Source organism: Bacteroidota bacterium, from assembly GCA_016713765.1.
Taxonomy (GTDB): domain Bacteria; phylum Bacteroidota; class Bacteroidia; order AKYH767-A; family 2013-40CM-41-45; genus Pollutiaquabacter; species Pollutiaquabacter aromativorans.
The window spans coordinates 1,086,429-1,107,372 of record JADJON010000001.1; the positions used below are offsets into that span (position 1 = coordinate 1,086,429).

14 protein-coding genes are annotated in these 20,944 nt (G+C 55.1%); 11 read left to right on the forward strand and 3 right to left on the reverse strand.

The annotated features are described in order from the left end of the window. Positions 1-67: 67 nt before the first annotated feature. Positions 68-1,057 (reverse strand): IS30 family transposase, encoded by a 990-nt coding sequence (locus IPJ96_04200; protein ID MBK7909551.1) that lies wholly within the window; start codon positions 1,055-1,057, stop codon positions 68-70. Positions 1,058-1,222: 165 nt separating this feature from the next. On the opposite strand from IPJ96_04200, the gene IPJ96_04205 reads away from it, so the two are divergent. Continuing rightward, complete coding sequence (locus tag IPJ96_04205; GenBank protein ID MBK7909552.1) at positions 1,223-2,470, forward strand: agmatine deiminase family protein; 1,248 nt, start codon at positions 1,223-1,225, stop codon at positions 2,468-2,470. Between the two features lie 25 nt (positions 2,471-2,495). Continuing rightward, a complete protein-coding gene (locus tag IPJ96_04210; GenBank protein ID MBK7909553.1) occupies positions 2,496-3,005 on the forward strand; it encodes a hypothetical protein in 510 nt (169 codons plus the stop codon). A gap of 222 nt (positions 3,006-3,227) precedes the next feature. Here IPJ96_04210 and IPJ96_04215 read toward each other — a convergent pair whose 3' ends face one another. Beyond that, entirely contained in the window at positions 3,228-4,442 is a 1,215-nt protein-coding gene (locus tag IPJ96_04215; GenBank protein ID MBK7909554.1) for an MFS transporter, read from the reverse strand. A 250-nt stretch (positions 4,443-4,692) separates the two neighbouring features. After that, a complete protein-coding gene (locus IPJ96_04220; GenBank protein ID MBK7909555.1) occupies positions 4,693-5,829 on the reverse strand; it encodes an aminotransferase class V-fold PLP-dependent enzyme in 1,137 nt (378 codons plus the stop codon). A gap of 212 nt (positions 5,830-6,041) precedes the next feature. Here IPJ96_04220 and IPJ96_04225 point away from each other — a divergent pair, with 212 nt between their 5' ends. From IPJ96_04225 to IPJ96_04265, 9 genes are all read left to right on the forward strand, one after another. Beyond that, positions 6,042-10,346 (forward strand): hypothetical protein, encoded by a 4,305-nt coding sequence (locus IPJ96_04225; GenBank protein ID MBK7909556.1) that lies wholly within the window; start codon positions 6,042-6,044, stop codon positions 10,344-10,346. Between the two features lie 146 nt (positions 10,347-10,492). After that, complete coding sequence (locus tag IPJ96_04230) at positions 10,493-11,242, forward strand: cyclase family protein (protein MBK7909557.1); 750 nt, start codon at positions 10,493-10,495, stop codon at positions 11,240-11,242. Between the two features lie 386 nt (positions 11,243-11,628). Then, positions 11,629-12,870 (forward strand): c-type cytochrome, encoded by a 1,242-nt coding sequence (locus IPJ96_04235; protein ID MBK7909558.1) that lies wholly within the window; start codon positions 11,629-11,631, stop codon positions 12,868-12,870. A gap of 64 nt (positions 12,871-12,934) precedes the next feature. After that, positions 12,935-15,991: a TAT-variant-translocated molybdopterin oxidoreductase gene (locus IPJ96_04240; protein MBK7909559.1), complete on the forward strand. Its 3,057-nt coding sequence runs from the start codon at positions 12,935-12,937 to the stop codon at positions 15,989-15,991. A gap of 30 nt (positions 15,992-16,021) precedes the next feature. After that, positions 16,022-17,407 carry a polysulfide reductase NrfD gene (nrfD, locus tag IPJ96_04245; GenBank protein MBK7909560.1) on the forward strand — a complete coding sequence of 462 codons (1,386 nt, stop codon included), beginning with the start codon at positions 16,022-16,024 and terminating at the stop codon, positions 17,405-17,407. A 2-nt stretch (positions 17,408-17,409) separates the two neighbouring features. Continuing rightward, complete coding sequence (locus IPJ96_04250; protein MBK7909561.1) at positions 17,410-17,943, forward strand: DUF3341 domain-containing protein; 534 nt, start codon at positions 17,410-17,412, stop codon at positions 17,941-17,943. A gap of 8 nt (positions 17,944-17,951) precedes the next feature. Continuing rightward, positions 17,952-18,599, forward strand: a complete 648-nt coding sequence (locus IPJ96_04255; GenBank protein ID MBK7909562.1) for a cytochrome c — start codon at positions 17,952-17,954, stop codon at positions 18,597-18,599. 24 nt (positions 18,600-18,623) lie between these two features. Then, the gene (locus IPJ96_04260) at positions 18,624-19,805 is read left to right on the forward strand and encodes a quinol:cytochrome C oxidoreductase (GenBank protein MBK7909563.1); all 1,182 of its coding nucleotides are present in this window, start codon (positions 18,624-18,626) and stop codon (positions 19,803-19,805) included. A gap of 38 nt (positions 19,806-19,843) precedes the next feature. After that, positions 19,844-20,908 carry a cytochrome c oxidase subunit II gene (locus IPJ96_04265; protein MBK7909564.1) on the forward strand — a complete coding sequence of 355 codons (1,065 nt, stop codon included), beginning with the start codon at positions 19,844-19,846 and terminating at the stop codon, positions 20,906-20,908. Positions 20,909-20,944: the final 36 nt, after the last annotated feature.

Sequence of the window (20,944 nt, forward strand, 5' to 3'; positions counted from 1 at the left end):
GACGCCTATATTAATTGGTACATTCAAGGTTGTAGCGCAACATTTAGTTAAAAGTACAACATTACCGTTAAATGCATTTTTTCATGATTTCCTCTTCGAAGACCTCGAAGGGCGACTTCCAATTGAGCGTCTTCCGAGGTCGTTCATTTAAGAGATACTGCACTTGCTTGAGTTTCTTTCGAGTAATTAAATTGAAGTCGGTGCCTTTTGGAAAGAAGTCGCGGATCAGCATATTCATGTTCTCGTTAGACCCTCGCTCCCATGGTGATCCAGGGTGACAGAAGAAAACTTTCATCCGTGTATTCTTGGCGAAGAGCTTATGCTCAGCCATCTCATGGCCCTGGTCATACGTCAGACTTTTCTTCAATTGGGCTGGTACAGACTTGAACTCTTTCTCGAAGGCCTTTCGGACACTTTCTGCATCCTTCGCTTTCAGTTTCACCAGAATTACCGCCCTGGTTTTTCGCTCTACAATGGAGCCGATAGCCGATTGATGCCGCTTTCCCATAATCAGGTCCCCTTCCCAATGACCGGGAACGGAACGGCGAAGAATGTAGTCAGGGCGCTGATCGATGCTTACCATATCCGGGATCTTCCCTCTGCGCTCAATAGTCAAGCCACGCTTACTGCGCTTCCGCTTCTTATGCCGCAGACTCTCCACTAGCTGCTTGCGTAAGTCTCCACGAGGCATCATATAGATGAACGTATAGATCGTTTCGTGCGAAATCTGCATACCTGATTCGTCTGCGAACTCTTTCCTCAAATGTCTGGAAATTTGTTCGGGAGAGTATCGCTTTTTCAGTAACCGGCGCACAGCATCAAGTAACTCGGGATTGGCATCCAGCTTCCTTGTTCTCCGCTGGGTTATGCGCCTTTCATTAGCCACCAGTTGAGCTTCTACCGCAGAATAGTACCCCTTTAACCGATCCAGCTCACGCGTTATGGCGCTGGTATGGCGGCCCAAGGTTTCAGCTATCGCCGTACAGGTAAATCCCTGGCTCAGGAGCGTCTCAATCCGGATTCGCTCCTGAAAATCAATTCGTTTGTAATTGCCCATGATGCAACATATGTTTATTTTTATGTTGCGTTAGGAACTTGAAAGTAAGATTTTATTACTTAATTTTTTTATAAATGAACTATACCTGGAAATTCTGGAACTCTTCTCAGAATTTCTGAAAATCGATTCGAATGGTTGCTTATTCGCGACATACCAATCGAGAAGATGATACAGCAACAATTTGATCATAGCTATCCGCCCGTAACGCAATCCGCCTGGGAAAAACTTCTGGCCTTTATTCCGCTATTGGAACAAGCCGCACCCGTTGGGCAGTGGAAGGAAGGGAGTGAATTGATCGCGGGTGTTTATGTGATGCCCGATGTAAACTATGAGCCGATCATCCATGAGTTCATCAGGACGGCCTATGCTTCGGGTGTGATCACGCAGGTCGACTGGATGAACTGGCCGGAGCAGACGGAATTGTTGCAAATCGGAGATGAAACATTGCTGCAGCAGTTGGGGCTGAACCTGCTGCGCGACTTATTGACGGCGATCCTGCGGCAAGACCGCTTCGTCGATGGCTGGCTGTTGGCGAAGCTGACGGATGGGACCGTGCTGCGCATCCTTCGGGCTTTGCGGTATAATGTCCTCCATCCCCTGATCACGGATCGGGAGACCACCCGGATCTATTTCGCTGACCGGTTGCAACGGGATTTTCCCGAGCTATTCCTCAGGTTGATCCATCTTCTGGATGCCTTCGGCATATCCTATACGCTACTTCCGGCTGCGGAAGACATCTGGTGCCGTGATTACATGCCGGTACAGGTGAAGTCGGATAAGTTCGTCCGGTTCCGGTACACCACGGATCAGTCTGCTTTGATCCCGGAATCCATTAGGTCCAAGACAGTATCCTCCGATCTCCGCCTGGATGGAGGGAACATCGTCAAAGGTCCCGACCGGGTCGCCCTGACCGACCGTGTGTTTGATGATAATGATGACCGGCCTCGGCAACGGATCGTGGAAGAACTGCAGGAACTCTTCGAGACCCGCAGCATAATCGTCGTACCGCAACTGCCGTACGAGGAATTCGGTCACATCGACGGCATGCTGCGCTTCCTGGACGCGAACACCGTGTTGGTCAGCGATTTCAAGCAGGCCGGTTACCCGAATAACTTTTTATCAGAGTTCGACCAAAGCCTGACTCGGGCCGGCTTGAAGCAGGTGAAATTTCCCTATCAGGAAATTCGCCGGAAGAATCACGAAGGTGTCGACTCCGCAGCCGGCTGTTATATCAATTATCTACAGGTCGGCCAACAGGTGGTGTTTCCGGTATTCGAAGCATTCCCGACCGAGAATGCCGCTGCCCGATCCATCCTCGAAGCCTATTTCAACATCCAACCACTGGAATGTACACAGCTTGCGAATGAAGGTGGGGTGTTGAATTGTGTGAGTTGGAATATTTATGCTGATTGAATCATTATTCCTAAAAACCATAAACATGAAAAAAGATGATCTGACAAAATTGCAACAGCAGGTATTCGATCTCGTGTTGCTTCAATCAATGACGTTTCAAGGTGCTGCAAATCAACTTGGCGTGGAATTAAATGATGTCCGTAAAGCTGACAGTGAAATCAGAACTGGAATGAGAGACTTAATCAAGGTGAGGGATTTGTGGAAGCGCAAAAAGATCGGCGGTGATTTCTGGAGTTTTAGTGGGTGGTATGATAGCCAACCCCATCAGTGTATTTATTGCGGCATATCAGAAGCAGAATTGCAGTTATTGCATGATCATAAACTTATTGAGAATAAAAGGATATTTAGGGGAAAAACGCTCGAGATTGAACGTCGTAAAGCAAACGAAGCTTACAATAATTTGGGGAATCTGTCATTCGCCTGCTATTGGTGTAATAATGCAAAGACTGACACCTTCAGTGAGGATGAGTTTAAGGCCATCGGCAAAGCTATTGGCGAAGTCTGGAGGAAAAGATTGAACCAGATAAAGCGGTAGTAGAATTGCATTCCATTTTTCGGAATTTATTTGTTTCATCTTCTCGATGTAGGTCAAACCTCACCCGGAAGGCGTTCGATCGAACGCCCTCCGGGTGAGGTTTGACCGAAATGGAACGGCGGAAACTCAATACATATCGATCCTCCGCGCCAATCCGCAACATCCGCGGAATCCGCGTGCCATCAGTCAGGAGTCCGTAGTCCATTGCAAACCGCCTACCGCCTACTGCTCCTCAAACTCCAACGACCGCCCATACGTCTCCGGCAACCAAACCGCCGAAGCCAGCGCCAGCGCCCAGACGATCAGGCCCGTCAGGATGAGCCCTTCGGTGAGTGACAGTCCAAAGCCGCGTTCGAGCGACTGGTGCAAGGGGATCAGGAGCGTAACCGCGCCGCGCATGAAGTTGGTGACGGTGGCCGTCACGGTCACGCGGAGGTTGGTGCCGAATTGTTCCGAGGTGCTGGTGACGAAGACCGATAAGTAGCCGCAGCCGAGTCCCATCAGGAAGCTCGTCGTTTCGATGCCTGCGCTTTGGTAGATGCGCAGGTAGTGGTGCATGGTCGCCAGTACGCCGAAGCCCATATAGCCGAGCAGGACCCGTTTGCGTGTCCGCAGCCACTGGCTGAGGATCCCGCTGCTGAGGTCTCCTGCCGCGATGCCCACCTGAAAGAGGATGAAACAGGTGCTCAGCTTTATTCCGGAAATGCCGTGCTCCTGCGCCAGCTCGGGCGTGAGTGTGATCAGCAGTCCGACACTGTACCAGATCGGCACGCCCATAAGGATGCAGGCCAGGTATTTCATTGCGCGACGACGATTCGAAAACAACAGTGTGAACGAGCCGCGCTTTTTCACCAGCTCGCGTGAACTGCGGAACAGTTGCGTCTCCATCGCGCTCACGCGGAGGAAGAGCAGCAGGAAACCCGCCATGCCCGCGACGAGAAACGCCTGCCGCCAGGGAAGGAAGTCGCCGGCGAGGCCGGCTGTTACGGCACCCAGCGCGCCCAGGGTAGCAACAAGAATGGTTCCGTATCCGCGACGTTCTATACTCATGCTCTCGCCAACGAGCGTCACACCTGCGCCGAGTTCACCCGCGAGTCCGACGCCCGCGAGGAACCGCACCAGCGCGTAGCTGTCCACATCCTGCACCCAGGCGTTGGCGATGTTGGCCAGCGAGTACAGCACGATGGATCCGAAGAGCGCGGTGACCCGCCCGCGCCGGTCGGCGATCATGCCCGTGAGGATGCCGCCCAGCATCATCCCCGCCATCTGGATCGACAGCAGCTTCTCGCCCGCGCGCGTCAGTTCAACTCCGCTGAGTCCAAGTTCCTTCAGCGAAGGAATGCGGTACACGTTAAACAAGAACAGGTCGAATGCGTCCACAAAAAAACCCAGACCGGCGGCGAGGACGGCGATGTTGAAGGGAGAGTGGTATTTCAAGGGTTATTGGTTTCGTGTTTCCAGTTTCCAGTTTCGTGTTTCGAGTTGAATGGTCGAAGTTAATGTGCAGTTCAGATGATGCCTGAATAAACTCTTGATGTCGCACCATCCATCCGTATGCAGGCAAATAACGATATGGAAGATCGCATTGCCAACTCATTTACAAGGTTGACTCAATCAAAGCCGGACACTTTTAATGAAAACCTTCAAACAATTGAACAACCCGAAACTGGAAACTGGAAACTCGGAACTACTGACACGAAGAAGCGATCATCCCCACCGCTCGCAGTACCTCCTCTTCCGTCGTCATGCGGCCCAGCGAGAAGCGCACCGAGGCGTAGGCATCGGCTTCTGACAGTCCCATCGCGCGGAGGACGTGTGAGGGTTCGGGCAGGGCGGAGGAGCAGGCACTGCCGGTCGAGATGGCGAGTTGCGGACAGGCGCTGATCAGTTCGGAGGCGCGGAGGCCGGGAAAGCAGAGGTTGGTCGTGTTGGGCAGGCGATGCCGGGTGTTGCCGTTCATCTTCGCGCCGCAGCGCGTGATCAGTTCCTGTTCCAGACGCGATCGCAGGAGCGAGATGCGTTGGTTGTCATCCCACAGTTCCCGTACGACCAACTCCGCCGCGGCACCCAGCCCCACGATTCCGGGAACATTCAGCGTGCCGCTGCGCAATCCGTGCTCATGTCCGCCTCCGTCCAGTTGCGGCACGAGGGTTACGCGCGGATTTTTTCTTCGGACAAACAACGCCCCGACGCCTTTCGGTCCGTAGCACTTATGCGCCGATACGGTACACAGGTCAATGCCGAGTTCGTTCACCGCTACCTGAAGTTTGCCAATGGCCTGCGTGGTATCACAGAAGAAGAGCGCGCCGCGTTCGTGGGTAAGTTCCGCCAGTTCCCGAATGGGCTGAAGGACGCCGGTCTCGTTGTTCGCCAGCATGATCGCGACCAGGACCGTATCGTTGCGCAGTACGGAACGGAGCAGTTCCGGATCCAGTCGTCCGTCCGGCTGTACCGGCAGACGGGTGACCTCGGCTCCATCCCGCTCGAGATGTTCGAAGACGTCGAGTACCGCCCGGTGCTCGGTGGTACAGGTGATGAAGTGCCGACCTTTGGATTGATAAGCCGCTGCTGCTCCCTTTATGCCGAGGTTGATCGCTTCGGTTGCGCCCGAGGTGAAAACAAGTTCACCGGGCTCGCATCCCAGCAAGCCCGCGACCGACCTGCGGGCAAGTTTTACCGCTTCGTCGGCTTCCCAGCCAAAGGCATGGGTGCGGCTGGATGCGTTGCCGAATTTCTCGTTGAAATAGGGGAGCATCCGTTCCAGGACACGGGGATCAACCGGGCAGGTGGCATTGTAATCAAGGTAGATCCGGGCGTCTTGCATCGGCTTGGGTTTTCAAAGAAACGGAATTCTCTAAAACATCGTTTTTTCGCAAAATTTATAGGTTCACATTAAGAATTGGCCCTTGACATTAAAAACAAGCCATTTACCTATGGAAACCTTCAATTAACCAAAAAATGGCCTTTTCTTAACCCGTTTTTGGGTACCTTTCCCCACTTTTGCCCGGTTGAAAATCCGGCTGTATTGCTATTGTAATGCCCTATAATCTCCAATCCCTCCCGAAGGCCCGGACCTGTTTTCAGGCGATCCTGACGCTGGTCTGCTTCCTGCAGGTTAGTCTCAGCCGGGGGCAGGTCACTGTAGCAGGGGCTTTGGGGGGAGTAAACGGCGCTTATACCCAGCTTCGCCTTGCTTTCAATGCCATCAATACCCAGTTGCAGGGCGGGGCGAACATTGTTGTCACCATCACCGGAAATACAGTAGAAACGGGTACCGCACAGCTCATTCAGAGCGCCGCGCCCTGGAACAGTTTTACCATCATCCCCTCGGGAGGTGCAGCCCGCACCATTTCTGGGAATCTTGCACTGCCGCTGATCAATCTCAACGGAGCCGATCGGGTCAAGATCGATGGCCTGAACGCAGGTGGGAACAGCCTTACGATCGTCAACAACAGCACCTCCGCCCTGGCATCCACCATTCAATTCAGTACGGATGCAACACTTGATACCCTGGTCCGCCTCACGATCCAGGGTACTTCGCGCGGAGCTTATAATTTAATTGGAGATGGCGCGACAATCAAATTTGGTTTAGCCGGAACTTCGACAGGCAATGACAATAATTACGTTGGCTTTTGCACGATCGGACCGGTCGGTGCAAGTCTTCCCCACATTCCGATTAAGAGTCACACTACCTCCTTCAGCAACGACAACATTACCATTACCGACAACCTGATCTTCGACTACTTCGCCACCGGGAGCCAGTCGAACGGAAAGGGTATCCTGGCGTTCACCGGGTCCTCGACCTGGACCATTACCAACAACAGGATCTATCAGACGGGAACGCGTACGTGGCCTTCTTCCGGCAGCAGTACATTGGAGAACATCTATAACTGCATTGAGACGCAGTCAGGATCGGGCTATACCATTACCGGAAATGTCTTAGGTTATGCAAATAGCGCGGGTACCGGCTTTACTACTCTCACCTCTCCCTTGCCGCTGGCCATCGCCACCAATTACGCCAGCATGCTGCAGCCGCTGATCGTCAACCAGACGACTGCCACGCCTTCGGTGATCAGCAACAACCAGATCGGTGGATTCAATCTCACCTCGAGTCGTGCCAAGACGACGCCCGGAGAGAACATTTTCCTGGGCATCTACCTCGCGGGTGGATCGGCGAACATCACGAACAACGTGATCGGATCCTCCACCGGTACGGGTGCCATCAACATTCTGTCGACTTCGGTGACTTCGGTGGCCGGACAACCGACACCGCCTGTTCCGGCCGTGGGCATCTATGTGAAATCCACCGCTGCCGCCCAAAGCACACTGACCGGTAATACGATCGGTGGAATCGCCTTTACGTTTTCTGCACCCGGACAGGCCAACTGTGACCGGATCTCCTTCATCGGAATACTCGCTGATGCCGGTGCGGGCATCAACGTCAACGGAAACACGATCGGGAATTCCACCGCGGCGAATATTACCTCGACTTACACGCTGGGCAACCTGGTGGGAATACAGAACCTCGCCGGTAACACCGTATCCCTCTTCACCAACAACACGATCCAGAATTTCCAGCATGCCGGGAACAACGTCGCTTCCGTTCAGGATGCTGCGGTTATCGGCGTTGTGGAACGACCACTCACCGGGAACAACGGCGCGGAGTATACCGGCAATATCATTTCCAATCTTTCCAATACGAATTCCTCCGGTGGTGCGGTGAAAGTGTACGGGATGATCTATGCCCCGACCGCGACCGTCAACCTCACCTATCCCAAGTTCGAACGCAACTGGATTTATAACCTGTCCACGCAGTCCAACGGCACAACAACCGTGGTAGGGGGGATGCTCATTTCCGGCGGCATCAACATCAACCTGTACAACAACATGATCAGCCTGGGTTCGACCCAGACGCAGAATGCCATCCTGAACGGTATCGAACAGACGAGCGGAGGAGTTACGGCCTATTTCAATTCCGTTCGCATGACTGGAACGGCTTCCGGCGGAGCATCTGACGCGATAGCCTACAACTACAACGTAGCCTCCGGCAGTGCCTTCACGCTTCGGAACAACTTGCTCTATAATGACCGCACCGGTGGTACGGGGCAAAAGTTCGCCTTGCGCATGAGCATGGGCGCCATTCCGGCTTACGACGCGACGCGCGGTAGTCACAACCTCCTGTATTCTGCCGGCGCAAACTTCGCGCAGTTCGGAGCGATCAATTACAATACACTTGCCGGTTGGTCGGGAGCCTGCGGTGGCGGCGATCCTGCGACTACCTCCAAGACCGCACAGGTGGCCTTTACCACTGCAACGGATCTGCATACGTCCGATTTGGATGTCAGGAACTGCGGCATTGCCATTACCGGCGTCACGAATGATTTCGACAACACCCTGCGCCCGGCCTGTATCGACATCGGCTGCGACGAAACGGTTGTCGTGCCGGGAACGACCTATACCTGGGTCGGAGCGATCGACGACCGCTGGTGCGAGCCTTGTAACTGGGACCGTGAAAGTGTTCCGGGTGCAACGGATAACGCGGTAATCCCGCCTAGCAAGGTCCGCTACCCGGTTTTACAAACCGGTACGGGCTGCGGAAACGTAACGATTAACGATTTCACTGTTCAGTTCACCATCCCCTCCACGCAGAGCGGACAAATCGACCTCGCTACCTATACGTTGACCGTGAACGGCGACCTCAATTTCGCCGGCACCTGCAATTGCACCGGGGCCAGCGGAGGCGGCTTGTTGACCGAAGGACTGATCGACATCGCCAGCACCACGCAACAGCAGATCGTCGATATCCGCGCAGCGAACAACAGTTACCCGGGAACCATCTGCAAGTTGCGCATCAATAAAGTGCAGCCCGTTGCAGCCGGCAATGCACAGGAAGCCCTGTTAAAAGGTAACCTGAACATCCTCTACAACTTCGATATCGCGAACGGGGTCCTGTTGTCGCAGAACGGCGGTACTTATGACGCCGATGAGAATACCGGTGTCAATTTCAAGACGATCAACATCCTCAACGATGACGTGAACGCCGTAACCCGGCAATCCATCCCGACGCAAGACACACGCAACGGTTTCTTCGAGGGCCGCCTGAACCGGAAGATCACAAACGTCGGCACCAAGAACGAATACCTGTTCCCACTCGGCTTCCGCCGAAAAACCTTCAGCGGCGCATTGGGCGATTATTTCTATACACCTTCGCTGATCTCGTTCAATTCCGTGACCAACGCGAATCGTTATGTGGTCGGTACGTTCCTGAACAGCAACAACAACTTCATGGTCGACGGTGTCTGGATCGGCACCACCGGCCACGGTTGCGGCAATCCGTTCGAGATCGACGACCAGGGCGGGCCGACCGCTTCGACCTGCCTGAACAAGGAGATCGATATGATCGGCGACTACTATTGGGACTTCCAGGAGAACAACGGTCCGAACGTGACTGGTGATCCTGCCATCAGCACGGGAGCACTCGGTGCGGTTGATTACGATATTCAACTGGTAGGCGATAAAGTGGCGCTGATGGCGCTCGACGGCTTGAGCGGATCGGAACTGCGCGTGGTCAAGCGTCCGAGTGTAGCCGTGCCCGACAGCACCGGCCAGGGGGCTTGGATTACGACCCAGGGAACACATTCCGGTACGGATCTCAGCGTTAACACGGGTATGTCCATGTACTCGGTATCCAACCTCTTCCTGCAGGGTGGTCGTCGCGATGGACTCACGTCCTTCTCCGGCTTCGCGCTGACGGGTAACGGACCTTCTCCGCTGCCGGTTGAACTGCTCGAGTTCAGCGCGCGGAAGCAGGGTAGTGCCTCGGTGCTTTGCGAATGGTCAACCGCTTCGGAGACCAATAATGCCTACTTCGACGTAGAAGTATCCCGTGGCAATGAAGACGGTTTGTCATTCAAGGCGATCGGTCGTGTTCCTGGTCGCGGAACCACCACAGAGACGAATCATTATCAATGGGTGGATGAAGCCCCGGTGACAGGCATCAATTACTACCGGTTACGCCAGGTCGATTATGACGGAACGGAATCGTATTCCAGTCCGGTCGCGGTCTTGTTCAACGACGACGCTTCCTTCGAGCTCGTCGGCCTTGCTCCGAATCCATGTAAAGAAGAAACACGCGCGCTGTTATGTGCCGCTCATCCCGGAGAACTGAAGATCCAATTGTCGGATGTTTCCGGACGTCTGCTCACTTCCGGTACGCAATGGCTCGACATCGGTAGCGCCACGATCCGCGTTTCACTTCCTGCTAAAACAGCGGCCGGTGTCTATACCTTACGCTTCGATTTCGAAGGACAAGTAAGGTTCGCGAAGCTGGTGGTCGAATAGGTTTCCTGCCTTCGCTAAAGCTTCGGCAGGCAGGTTTCTAAGTTTCGGGCTTCCAGTTTCGAGTTTCCGGTTTTTTCCTTCCTCGCACCTCGCACCTCGCACTTCGTCTCTCGTCCCTCGCCCCTCGTCCCACGTCCCTCTACTACATGCTCATCCACTTCTCCTGGCACAACCACGACTACCGCGCTGATCTTTCGAAGCCGCACGACATCTCTTTGCCCGTGACACCGGGCGCGGATGCGGTGAACGCGTTTTACATCCCGTTCGTACAGTCGGAGCCTTTCCGTGCCGGCGGATTTGTAGGGGACGTCTTGCAAGGAGGATCCTGCAATGTGAATACACTGGTGTTCAATCCGCACGGGAACGGTACACACACGGAAACGGTAGGACATATATCGAAGGAGAAAGAGACGATTCACGAACACCTCCGGCAATTCTTTTTCATGGCACGTCTGATCTCGGTGACACCACGATCGTTGTTTGAAGATCGCATCATCCAGGCCGACCAGCTTGCCGCCGCGTTGGGAGAGGATCACCCCGAGGCGCTCATCATCCGCACCTATCCGAATCCGGAGAGCAAGCGGACGCATCATTATTCCGGGACCAATCCGCCCTACCTGCAACACGAGGCCGCGACCTGGATCCGGGAACGTGGGATCAGGCACCTGTTGCTCGACCTGCCTTCGGTCGATCGGGAGGACGATGGTGGCAAGCTCTCGGCTCATCATGCCTTCTGGCACTACCCGGAAGCCACCCGCAAAGACGCGACGATCACGGAGTTGATCTATGTCCCGGACCAGCTTCACGATGGCTGGTACCTGCTTAACTTGCAGATTTCCAGTATAATGAATGACGCAGCGCCATCAAAACCCTTGCTTTTTTCACTAATCAAATAAAATGATGGATTTTATTGAGCCAGCATTTTAACTAATTTTAATTAAATATTTAACTATCAATAGTTTGAACAATAACCGGGATTGAACCGGCTTTTCATTTGCCACTTGTACTTTTTCAAGAAAACCTCCATCAACTCCCTAAAAATCTGAATGATAGATTAGGGAAATCAGACCTATTCACGACCGCATTCTTCCTGGAGTCCTGAAAGCCCCGTCCTTAATCATTTCTACAATTTTTTTCCCAAATCCTTTTAAAAAAAGGGCTTTCTAATAAATTTGCACCCGTTCAAAATATGACTGTCAGATGACGGCCGGGCCTGCCTGCCATCGTCTACTGATCCGGTTAGTTGTGAGCATGTCGCTCCTGCACCGCCAATAGAAAAAACATGAACCACTGGTCCTCGTTCCGGACGATCCGCCTGGTCGGCACTTTTCTGATCGCGTTACTCTCCTTCTCGTCGATCCAAGCCCAGGATGGTGAAGCACTCTTCAAGGCCAACTGCGCAAGTTGCCATGCTGTTAAGGAAAAACTGGTCGGCCCCGCGCTGAAGGGGATCGAGACGCGTCGTCCCGAAGACTGGTTGATCAAGTGGATCAAGAACTCACAGACGCTTGTCAAAGCGGGCGACGACTACGCTGTCAAGATCTATAACGACTATAACAAGGTGGCGATGCCGGCCTTCAATCTGAAGGACGACGAGATCAAAGCCATGTTGGCTTATATCAAGACGGAGGCTGAGAAGCCGGATGCCGTCGCCGGTCCTAAAGGCCCCGCCGGAGGTGCTGCTCAGGAAGCACCGAAGCCGATCGGTTTGTACCTGATCATCGCGATCGTGATCATCGGCGCCATCGCCATGGTGTTGCGTCGCGTACAGGACACGCTTGCCCGTACGGTCCGTCAAAAGCAGGGCTTGCCGGAACCGGCGCCCATGACCCGTTCTCAGGCATTCGTCCACTGGTCACGCAACAACAAGAAACTCGTCGCGGTCATTCTCATTTTCCTGGCGCTCTTCGGAAGTGTCAAAGGATGGTACGCTTTGCAATCGGTCGGTATCCACCAGGGCTATCTGCCGGAACAGCCGATCAAGTATTCGCACCAACTGCATGCCGGCAAGCTGCAGATCCAGTGTATCTACTGCCACAGCGGTGCTGAAAAAGGAAAAGTAGCCGGTGTTCCTTCGGCCAATGTGTGTATGAACTGTCACAAGTACGTACGCAAAGGTCCGGAAACGGGCACCGAGGAGATCGCCAAGATCTACAAGGCGCTCGACTACGATCCCGACAAGGGCACCTACGGTCCGAATCCGAAGCCGCTGCAGTGGGTTCGTGTGCACAACCTGCCGGATCTCGCCTATTTCAACCACGCGCAACACGTGAAAGTCGGACAGGTTGCCTGTCAGACCTGTCACGGTCCGGTACAGGACAGCATGACCGTCGCTTCGCAGTACTCACCGCTCACCATGGGCTGGTGTATCGACTGTCACCGCAAGACGCCGGTGAAAATGGCCGGCAACGGTTACTATGCCGGTTACGATCATTCCAAGCTTATCCACGATCGCAATACACCCGACTCGGTCATCACGGTAGCCAAGATCGGTGGTCTGGAATGTTCCCGTTGTCACTACTAATAGAACAGTTACCGTCGCGGGCCTTCCGGTTCGCGACGTTTGCGCATAATCTGCCGTACACGCAATGAGCCAACGCTACTGGAAAGGTGTAGAGGAACTCCAGAACGATCCGGAGTTCGCCCGCCTAAAGAACAATGAGTTCTACGAGCATCTGCCGCTGGATTCGATGATCAGCAAGAAGGCGGAAGATGTCAGCACGACGCCCCGTCGCGACTTCTTAAAGTTCCTGGGCTTCAGTGTCGCGGCCGCCTCGCTGGCAGCCTGTGAGACGCCGGTGCAGAAGACGATTCCGTACCTGATCCGTCCCGACCAGATCACTCCGGGTATCCCGAACTGGTACGCCTCGACCTATTTCGACGGCTATGACTACTGCAGCGTGCTCGTCAAGACGCGCGACGGTCGTCCGATCAAGATCGAAGGCAATACGCTGAGCTCCGTCACCCGTGGCGGTGTCAGCGCCCGCGTACAGGCCAGTGTGCTCTCGCTCTACGATAGCGGTCGCCTGAAGTCTGCTCTTGCTTCGGGTAAAGAAGCCGCCTGGGCCGACGTTGACAAGGCCATCACGACCAAACTCGCTGAGATCGCCGCTGCTGGCGGTAAGATCCGCATCCTGTCTTCGACTGTTATCTCGCCGACCGTCTCCAAGGCGATCGCCGATTTCGCAGCGAAGTACCCGACCACCCAGCACGTACAATACTACGCTTTCTCTGCCTCCGCTCTGCACCAGGCGCACAACGAAGGATTCGGTGTCAATGCTGTTCCTTCCTATGATTTCTCCAAAGCCGATGTGATCGTCGGTATCGATTGCGACTTCCTCGCGCACTGGGTTTCTCCGATCGAGCATGCCCGTCAGTACGCCGAGACCCGGAAACTGGACGAAGGCAAGAAGACGATGTCGCGTCATATCCAGTACGAAGCCGCGCTGAGCCTCACCGGCTCGAACGCCGACCAGCGTCACGGTATGAAGCCGTCGATGTCCGGAGCCGTTGCCGCCAACCTGTACAATGCCGTCGCCGCGAAAGCCGGCGCTACGGCGGTAAGCGCTCCCTCGGCTGGTGAACTTTCCAAGGCGATTGAAAAGACCGCGGAAGAACTCTGGGCTGCCAAGGGCAAATCACTGGTTGTCTGCGGCACCAACGATCTTGCAACGCAACACCTCGTCGCGGGTATCAACAGCCTGCTCGAGAACTACGGTACCACAGTAGATCTAGACAATACGAACCGCATGCGTCAGGGTAACGACACGGCGTTGGCCACCCTGCTCGATGAATTGGGCAAAGGTGAAGTTGCCGCGCTGTTCGTTTACAATGCGAATCCGGTATACACCCTGCCGAACGGCACTGCCGTCGGCGAGATGATCCGCAAGGCAGGTCTCACCGTATCGTTTGCCGACCGCAACGACGAGACCGCAGCCTGCTGCCAGTATGTTTGCCCGGATCACCACGCACTGGAATCCTGGTCCGACGCGGAACCCCGCAGCGGAGCGTATTCACTCGGTCAGCCGACCATCAGTCCGCTTTTCCAGACCCGTCCGGTTGTGGAATCGCTGCTGGCCTGGGCCGGTAGCACCATGGCTGCTCATGACTACATGAAGCAGGTATGGGCTTCTGCCATTCTCCCGAAGGCAGGCGTATCCTGGGAAAAAGCACTGCAGGAAGGTGTCGTGGAATTGGCGAAAGCCACTCCGCGCAGCGCGAAGACCTCGGCCAACCTCAGCGCCGCCGCTTCCGCGCTTCCCAAAGCAGGTTCGGGCATTGAATTGACGGTTTATGAAAAAGTCGGATTGGGCAACGGTCAGCAGGCGAACAACCCCTGGCTGCAGGAACTGCCGGATCCGATCTCCAAAGTCACCTGGGACAATTACCTCGCCGTATCGCCGAAAGACGCCCGTGAAAAAGGGTGGAAGCAGGGTAATGTGGTGCAGGTAAAAGCGGGTAACGTTACGATCAAGGCCCCGGTGGTGATCCAGCCGGGTCAGACGCCTGGAACCGTTTCGATCGCCGCCGGTTACGGCCGTACCGCTGCCGGTAAGACGGCCAACGGGGTGGGGGTTAATGCTTATCCGCTAACTTCCTTGTCCAACGGACAGATCAGCTACGCTGTCGCCGGTGTCGACGTGCAAAAGACCGCCGACGATGACCACGCGCTCGCGGCTACCCAGACCCACCACACGATGATGGGTCGCGCGATCGTGAAAGAGACCAACCTGGCCGAGTGGACCAAAGATCCGAAGGCGGGTAACGAAGAAGAGCTCTTCCCGGTATTCGTTGGAAAAGAAAAGTCCGAACAACCTGCCAGCCAGGTATCCCTGTGGAATGAATTCCAGGATGGTCATCACCACTGGGGACTGGCCATCGACCTGAACTCGTGTATCGGCTGCGGCGCCTGTGTGGTTGCCTGTACGTCCGAGAACAACGTTTCGGTGGTCGGTAAGGACGAAGTGATGCGCAGCCGCGAAATGCACTGGATGCGTATCGACCGTTACTACTCAAGCGATGCCGATCCGAAGGAAGGGGAGAAGGGCGACAATACCGCGATGGAAGTGCCGAGCGACATGCCGCGCGTGGTGTTCCAGCCGGTGATGTGTCAGCATTGCAACCACGCTCCCTGCGAAACGGTTTGCCCGGTCATCGCCACCAGCCACAGCACCGAAGGTCTCAACCAGATGACCTACAACCGATGCGTCGGTACCCGCTATTGCGCGAACAACTGTCCGTACAAAGTCCGTCGCTTCAACTGGTTCCGTTACCACGACAATCCCAAGTTCGACTACCACATGAACGACGACCTCGGCAAGATGGTGTTGAACCCGGACGTGACGGTCCGCGCGCGCGGTGTCATGGAAAAATGTTCCATGTGCGTGCAGCGCATCCAGGCCGGTAAATTGGAAGCCAAGAAAGCCGGTGTACCGGTCAAGGACGGCGACATCAACACCGCCTGCGCGCAGTCGTGCCCGACCAACGCGATCGTCTTCGGTGATTACAACGACAAGAACAGCCGTATCAATAAATTCTGGGATCCGAAAGGACGCAGTTATCACTTGCTGGAAGAACTCAACGTTCAGCCGAACGTGTTCTACCTGACCAAGGTGCGCAACAGCGAAGAAGGAAAAGAAGCCTGATCCCACAACTCATAAGGAATCCAACACGCAATGAGCCAAGCGAATCATGAATCGGTCGTCCGGGACCCGTTGATCCTCGGGAAGAAGACGTACCACCAGATGACGGAAGATATCTGCCGGCCGATCGAAGGAAAGGCCAACAAGTATTGGTGGGTATCGTTCATTATCGCCCTGACCGCAATGATCTGGGGCCTACTCTGCCTCTCGTACACCATCGGCACCGGTATCGGCGCCTGGGGCGCGAACAAGACCGTCGGTTGGGCATGGGACATCACCAACTTCGTTTGGTGGATCGGTATCGGTCACGCCGGCACGCTGATCTCCGCCATTCTGTTGCTGTTCCGTCAGCGCTGGCGGATGTCGATCAACCGTTCCGCGGAGGCCATGACGATCTTCGCGGTAATCTGCGCGGGTCTGTTCCCGCTGTTCCACACCGGCCGTCCCTGGCTCGACTACTGGATGGTCCCGATGGCCAACCAGTTCGGTTCACTCTGGGTCAACTTCAACTCACCGCTGCTCTGGGACGTATTCGCGATCTCGACCTACTTCTCCGTTTCGCTCGTATTCTGGTACCTCGGCCTGCTGCCCGACCTTGCAACGGTACGTGACCGCTGTGTAACGCCGACCAAGCGTTTCATCTACGGTTTGCTCTCGTTCGGTTGGAAAGGCACCGCGCGCGACTGGCACCGCTTCGAGGAAGTTTCGCTCGTACTGGCCGGTCTTTCCACGCCGCTCGTACTTTCGGTACACACCATCGTATCCTTCGACTTCGCCACGTCCATCGTTCCGGGCTGGCACACCACCATCTTCCCTCCCTACTTCGTGGCAGGTGCTATCTTCTCCGGATTCGCGATGGTATTGACGCTGATGATCATCGCCCGCAAGGTGCTGGGACTCGAGTCCTACATCACCATGCAGCACATCGAGTTGATGAACAAGATCATCATCCTGACCGGTTCGATTGTCGGGGTAGCCTACCTCACCGAATTCTTCATCGCCTGGTACTCGGGTGTGAAGTATGAAGCCTACGCGTTCCAGAACCGTATGTTCGGTCCGTACTGGTGGGCGTACTGGAGCATGATGACCTGTAACGTGATCTCGCCGCAGCTCTTCTGGTTCAAGAAGATCCGCACGAGCATCAATGCCACCTTCATCCTGTCGATCATCGTGAACATCGGGATGTGGTTCGAGCGATTCGTGATCATCGTAACCTCGCTGCACCGCGACTTCCTCCCTTCGAGCTGGGTGATGTACTCCCCGACCTACATCGAAGTAGGCATCTTCGTGGGTACCATCGGCCTGTTCTTCACCTTGTTCCTCATCTTCTCCCGCGTCTTCCCGGTAATCGCACTTGCAGAATTGAAGTCGATCCTGAAGAAGACCGGTAATCAATTCAAGAAAAAATCCGTCCTCTGATCATGGCAAGAAGAATCTACGGCATCTTCGACGACGAGGAGATCCTGATGAGCGCGATCCCGCAGCTCAAAGGCAAAGGCGTATCGTGTCGCGACGTGCAAAGCCCGTTTCCGATCCACGGGATCGAGAAGCTGCTCAACGTCCCGCGCACGCGTATTTCCATCGCATCCTTCATGTACGGCATCACGGGTACCTCACTGGCCCTGCTGATGACCTGGTACATGATGATCCACGACTGGCCGATCAACATCGGCGGTAAACCCAACTTCGCTTTTTACATGAACCTTCCGGCGTTCATTCCGGTGACCTTCGAGCTCACCGTATTCTGCGCCGCTCACGGTATGGCCATTACGTTCCTGCTCCGCAGCAAACTGCTGCCGGGTGTGACCGCGCCGATCCCGCATCCGCGTCTGACGGACGACAAGTTCGTGCTGCACGTGGATGTGAAGGACGAAGGCAAAATGGACGAAGTCGTCGCCAACCTGAAGAGCGCCGGGGCTTCCGAGGTGCTCCTGAAATCGCTTCAATTCGCCTGATCCGACCCATGAAGAAATTCTTCCTATACCTGACGCCGGCCCTGGCAGCGCTTTCGCTGACATCCTGCGTGCCCAGTTGGGATGACAAGTCCAAGCCGAACGTGGAGTACATGCCCGACATGTACCGGAGTGTGGCGTATGAGACCTATTCGGCCAACCCCTTGTACGCCGACAGTATGACGTCGCGTCAGCCGGTTTCCGGTACGATCGCGCGCGGCGATAAGGTGTACAATGATTACGACCGTTTGCCGGTCATGGACAACTATCCTTCCACTCCGGAAGGATACGAGAAGGCCGGTCTTGAGTTGAAGAATCCGCTGGAGAAAAGCGAGGCCAACCTTGCTGAAGGCAAGCGCCTGTATGAGAACTACTGCCTCGTATGCCACGGAACCTCCGGCCAGGGCGATGGTCCTGTTCCGTCGAACAACGGTCCGAAGCCTCCGGCTTATAATTCCGATCTGCTGAAGACGCTGCCCGAAGGAAAAATGTTCCATTCGATCCATTACGGTAAGAACATGATGGGTTCGCACGCATCCCAACTCACCCAGTCGCAGCGCTGGATGATCGTGCAGTACGTTCAGACGCTTCAACATTACGGCGAGGCTGCGGCGGCGCCGAAGGATTCCACTCAGACTACGGCATCCGCAACCAAGTAATCCACTACGACAATTCCGAACGCTATGACGGATAGAAAATACGAGCTCACGCAGAACAACAAAGTCCTCCCGCTGGTCCTCATGGCCGTCGGTGTTGCTGCCGTGGCTGTCGGTTTCATGACGGACAAGACCCGCGCCTGGGCTTCGCTCCTGACCAACGGTTTCTACTTCAACGCCATCGCGCTGGCCGGCACCTTCTTCGTCGCCGTCAACTACGTGGCACAGGCCGGCTGGGCCGTTGGAATCAAACGCGTGGCGGAAGCCATGGGCGGATTCCTCAAGTTCAGCATGGCCATCCTGATCATCACCTTCCTGGGTGGTCACCACGATCTTTACCACTGGACGCACCACGAGCTGTACGATCCGAACAGTCCGGAGTATGACGCGATCCTGGCCGGAAAGAGCGGTTACCTCAACATGACGTTCTACATCATCCGCCTGGTCGCCTACGCGGCGATCTGGGTCGGTTTCACGTACATGCTGCGCAAGAACTCCCTGCAGGAGGACATCAACGGCGGACTGTCGTATTATAACAGCAGTGTCGTCGTTTCCGCGATTTTCATCGTACTGTTCGCCATCACCTCTTCCACCTCCGGTTGGGATTTGTTGATGAGCGTTGACAGTCATTGGTTCTCCACGCTCTTCGGCTGGTACACCTTCGCAGGTTTGTTCGTGAGCGGCATGTCCATGATGGCCCTGCTGACCCTCTACCTCAAAGGCCGCGGTTATATGCAGCACGTGAACGACAACCACATCCACGACGTGGGTAAGTTCATGTTCGCGTTCTCGGTGTTCTGGACCTACCTCTGGTTCTCCCAGTTCATGCTGATCTGGTACGCCAACCTTCCGGAAGAAGTCGTGTATTACAAAGTTCGCTGGGAGAATTTCCGCTCACTCTGGATCCTCAACCTGGTCATCAACTTCATCGCGCCTTTCCTGGTGCTGATGACACGCGACGCCAAGCGTCGTTTCGGCATCGTCTGGGTTGCCGGTATCATCATCCTTTGCGGACACTGGCTGGATGTGTTCCTGATGGTCATGCCGGGAACGGTAGGAACCAATTGGCACATCGGCTTCATTGAGGTCGGTACCGGCCTTGGATTCCTCGGCCTCTTCCTCTGGAGCACCTTCCGGGAGCTCTCGAAAGCCGCACTCGTTCCGAAAAATCACCCGATGTTGCCGGAAACGCTGCATCACCACATCTGATCGAGCACTTCATTCATTCACACGGTTAATTCGCATCCATGATAAAGCTGCTGACAATCATCCTCCTCGTGCTGGCCGTCATTACGGTCTGGCGTGTGCTCCGGATCCTTGAACTGGTCCGGGAACTGCGCGGTGAAGAGGAATATATAACCGATGCCGACAACCGGAACACCGGACGCGGGCTGATCGCGTTCCTGATCCTGGGTATGCTGGGCATGATCTACTTCACCCTGGATGCCAGGAAGTACCTCTTGCCCCAGGCAGCGTCCAAGCACGGCGTACTGACCGATGACTATCTCTATGTGAATTTCGGGATCATCATCGTGGTGTTCTTCATCACCCAGATCCTGTTATTCGTTTTCGCCAACAAGTATCGTTACCGTAAGGACCAGAAGGCTTTTTACTATCCGGACAATCACAAACTGGAACTCATCTGGACGGTGGTACCGGGCGTGGTCCTGATGGGCCTTATCGCGTACGGTCTGCACCTCTGGATCAACATCACCGCGCCGGCTCCCAAAGAGGCGATGGTGATCGAGGTCTATGCCAAACAATTCGACTGGACCGCACGTTATTCAGGTGCTGACAATAAACTCGGCAATTCGAACTTCCGGTGGATCACGGATGAGAATCCGCTGGGTGTAGACAACAAGGACCAGGCTTCCGGAGACGACAAGATCACCCGGGAGATCCACCTGCCGGCTTATACGCCGGTGGTCTTCAAGTTCCATTCCCGCGATGTCATCCACTCGGCCTACTTCCCGCACCTGCGCGCCCAGATGAACTGTGTGCCGGGTATGACCACCGAGTTCCATCTGGAGCCGACGATCTCGACCGACAGCATGCGGATCATCACCAACAATCCGAAGTTTGAATATGTCCTGCTCTGCAACAAGATCTGCGGGGTGGCGCACTATAACATGCGCATGAAAGTGGTGATCGAGACTCCGGAAGCATTCAAGAAGTGGTACAAGGAACAGCAATACGTGTTTGCCCGTCCGGAGGAAGCCGCTCCGGCAGCGACCCCCGCTACCCCGGTTGATTCGTCCGCCGGCAAGACCGCTGTTCTCGCTCAAAACCCGAAAATTATTGCATCCAGATAAGAAGCCACAACGGCTTCGGTCCTGAATGCGGAACTT

Coding starts and splice junctions, on each gene's coding strand:
- IPJ96_04200 (MBK7909551.1), bottom strand. CDS start 1,057: ATGGGCAATTACAAACGAATTGATTTTCAGGAGCGAATCCGGATTGAG.
- IPJ96_04205 (MBK7909552.1), top strand. CDS start 1,223: ATGATACAGCAACAATTTGATCATAGCTATCCGCCCGTAACGCAATCC.
- IPJ96_04210 (MBK7909553.1), top strand. CDS start 2,496: ATGAAAAAAGATGATCTGACAAAATTGCAACAGCAGGTATTCGATCTC.
- IPJ96_04220 (MBK7909555.1), bottom strand. CDS start 5,829: ATGCAAGACGCCCGGATCTACCTTGATTACAATGCCACCTGCCCGGTT.
- IPJ96_04225 (MBK7909556.1), top strand. CDS start 6,042: ATGCCCTATAATCTCCAATCCCTCCCGAAGGCCCGGACCTGTTTTCAG.
- IPJ96_04230 (MBK7909557.1), top strand. CDS start 10,493: ATGCTCATCCACTTCTCCTGGCACAACCACGACTACCGCGCTGATCTT.
- IPJ96_04235 (MBK7909558.1), top strand. CDS start 11,629: ATGAACCACTGGTCCTCGTTCCGGACGATCCGCCTGGTCGGCACTTTT.
- IPJ96_04240 (MBK7909559.1), top strand. CDS start 12,935: ATGAGCCAACGCTACTGGAAAGGTGTAGAGGAACTCCAGAACGATCCG.
- nrfD (MBK7909560.1), top strand. CDS start 16,022: ATGAGCCAAGCGAATCATGAATCGGTCGTCCGGGACCCGTTGATCCTC.
- IPJ96_04250 (MBK7909561.1), top strand. CDS start 17,410: ATGGCAAGAAGAATCTACGGCATCTTCGACGACGAGGAGATCCTGATG.
- IPJ96_04255 (MBK7909562.1), top strand. CDS start 17,952: ATGAAGAAATTCTTCCTATACCTGACGCCGGCCCTGGCAGCGCTTTCG.
- IPJ96_04260 (MBK7909563.1), top strand. CDS start 18,624: ATGACGGATAGAAAATACGAGCTCACGCAGAACAACAAAGTCCTCCCG.
- IPJ96_04265 (MBK7909564.1), top strand. CDS start 19,844: ATGATAAAGCTGCTGACAATCATCCTCCTCGTGCTGGCCGTCATTACG.